This is a genomic window from Pseudomonas baetica, from assembly GCF_019733355.1.
GTDB lineage: Bacteria > Pseudomonadota > Gammaproteobacteria > Pseudomonadales > Pseudomonadaceae > Aquipseudomonas > Aquipseudomonas baetica_A.
Genome location: NZ_JAIHLQ010000118.1, coordinates 1 through 1165, shown reverse-complemented (window position 1 = coordinate 1165; position 1165 = coordinate 1). Strand labels below are relative to the sequence as shown.

Sequence of the window (1165 nt, the reverse complement as noted above, 5' to 3'; positions counted from 1 at the left end):
TGTCTAGTCCTGAAATAGGTTTACACCTGTTTCACCCCAACGCCCGATGCACTGCATCGGGCGTTTTGTATTTTAAGGACAGGTGCGGGCGTTCCTGGTTGTAGATCAGGATCGCTTCTCGCACCATTTGCTCCGCTTGCGCCAAGTCTTTCGGCCGATGGAGTAATAGTTCTGTTTTCAAGATGCCGTTGACTCGCTCTGCCAAGGCGTTCTGGTAGCAGTCGTAGCCATCTGTCATCGAACACGTGATGCCATGCTTAGCGTGGAGCTTTTGATACAGCGCCGAGCAGTACTGGACTCCTCGATCCGAGTGATGGACCAGTTTCTGGCGTGTTTGACGTGTCTTTAACGCCATCCGTAAGGCGTGGGCCACCGAGTCGGCATGTAGGCTGCCATGCACGTGATAACCGACAATTTTTCTTGAGAAGGCATCTGTGACCAGACTCAGGTAGACCGGGTTGTCACGCTGGGTGGACAGGTAAGTAATATCGGCCACCCAAACCTGTTCCGGACCGGTCGCGACAACTTGCTGCGGGCCTGGCTTTAGCAGATTGGGATGGCAGCGAAAGTGATGATGGCTGTCGGTCGTCTTGTGATACGCCCGTTTCCTGCGAACCAATTGCCGGTGCTCGCGCAGCACCTCAAACAAGCGATCCCGGCCAACATGCAATTCAGGTTTCTCATGCTCCGCGTGCATCAATGACTGGAGCTTGCGCGCGCCAATGCAGGGTTGGCGCACTCGGATTGTCTGCACAAACTTGATGATTTTCTGATCTTGATCGACTCGAGCCCGATAGACACGATCACGCTTGTAAAAGGCTTGGCGACTGATCCCCATAAACTGGCAAGCCCTGCTGACACTCAGGGTTTGGGTTTGCGCAACGACTTGCCGGGCCGCTTTTTTACAATGGATACGCCGTAGTCGTTCTTCAGGACATCGACCACATCTTCAAAGAATTTGGCTTTCTGATTTGCCAGTGCCAGTTGCTCCTCAAGCTCTTTGATTCTCTGCTCGGGGGTCAGAGGCAAAGTTGGCTCGTCCATCGGTCGAGTCCTCTGGGTACGAATGGAGGCGCCTTGGCTCCAATCCTGTCGACCATGCTTGCGTAACCAGACCAACACCGTCGACCGACCTTGAATCCCATAACGCCGTTGAGCCTCTTTA

General features: G+C 53.9%; 1 protein-coding gene. It reads right to left on the bottom strand.

Going from position 1 to position 1165, the window contains the following annotated elements; genetic code table 11:
- Positions 1 to 31: 31 nt before the first annotated feature.
- Positions 32 to 1165, bottom strand: a protein-coding gene (locus tag K5E40_RS34310; protein ID WP_409339161.1) for an IS3 family transposase whose coding sequence is annotated in 2 segments (ribosomal slippage) — positions 32 to 906 and positions 906 to 1165 — 1135 coding nt annotated over the 2 segments. Because the reading frame shifts where the segments join, the coding sequence is not laid out codon by codon here. This gene is flagged as partial in the annotation.